The organism is Herbaspirillum sp. VT-16-41 (genome assembly GCF_001994935.1).
Classification (GTDB): Bacteria; Pseudomonadota; Gammaproteobacteria; order Burkholderiales; family Burkholderiaceae_D; genus Herbaspirillum; species Herbaspirillum frisingense.
In genome coordinates, this window is sequence record NZ_MUXB01000109.1 from 1 (window position 1) to 335 (window position 335).

1 protein-coding gene is annotated in these 335 nt (G+C 64.5%); it reads left to right on the forward strand.

The window, feature by feature from the left end; genetic code table 11:
• Positions 1 to 335: trans-aconitate 2-methyltransferase (locus BTM36_RS14630; protein ID WP_077236879.1), on the forward strand; the 335-nt coding region annotated here is incomplete at both ends.

Genomic DNA, 335 nt, shown 5'->3' on the forward strand with positions numbered 1-335 from the left:
GCTGTGGTGCCGGTGAGCCAATCGGCCGGTTTCTGATCGCACGCGGCCACTCTGTGGTTGGGGTCGATCACGCACAATCGATGATCAACCTGGCGCAAACGCGGTTCCCGCGGGAACGCTGGATCAAGGCGGATATGCGCACCGTCCAGTTCGATGAGCAGTTCGATGGTGTGATCGCCTGGAATTCGCTGACCTGGTTTACCCACGCCGATCAAGCGCTGATGGCGCGCCGTGCGGCCGACTGGCTGAAATGCGGTGGCCGGCTCTTGTTCAACGCGCCGCCCGACCGCGACCCGACGCGCGACGACTATCGGAGTGGAACGCCGTACCGGGCC